Annotated in this window: 1 pseudogene; it reads right to left on the bottom strand. The window is 39.9% G+C overall.

Features of this window, described 5'->3' with window-relative positions:
- Positions 1–448: 448 nt before the first annotated feature.
- A pseudogene (locus MZO40_RS16990) lies at positions 449–554 on the bottom strand (IS5/IS1182 family transposase); the annotation flags it as partial.

Here is a 554-nt window from a genome sequence, read left to right as displayed (position 1 = left end):
GAAAGCCAAAGTTTTATAGAAACTTTGCTTTCCTGCCTAACGGCGAGTGAAAAAGCGGTCAAGCTGGTTCAGCTTGGACGGGGTTCGGGGCGTCAGCGCCCGAATAAACGTGGCTTGTTACACCTTATCTGGCAACGAACAGAGTAAGGCGCAAGGAGCGTAGCGACTGGAGTTGAATGTGAGCCTGTTTTTAGCTCACTCCTTTGTGTTTTTTGTTTCTAGGTTTTGGTCTCGTACAGTAGTGCCTCTTTTATACCTCTTTTATAAACCTCTTTTAAACCTCTTTTAGACCCCTATTGAGCCTTACTCTCCCAAGGATCACAGAAGGTTATCAAGTACCTTTTGTCTGTTTATCAAGTACCTTTATAAGTTCTGTACTTGATAAAAAGGTACTTTTATTTTAATATGTGTTTGAGGTGATAATCATGTCTAATGAGTTAGAATCTGTTTAAAATCTTTTTAAGAGTAATATCAAGAAAGCGAGAATAATCATTTGGCGACTTGAATTAAGGTGCCGCTCACAATTTTTCCAGAGCCGACGACATTTATCTAAC

The sequence above is a fragment of the Lactiplantibacillus sp. B652 genome (genome assembly GCF_023806745.1).
Classification (GTDB): domain Bacteria; phylum Bacillota; class Bacilli; order Lactobacillales; family Lactobacillaceae; genus Lactiplantibacillus; species Lactiplantibacillus pentosus.
Note: the sequence above shows the minus strand (reverse complement) of the source record. Positions and strands in the feature narration are given on the sequence as shown.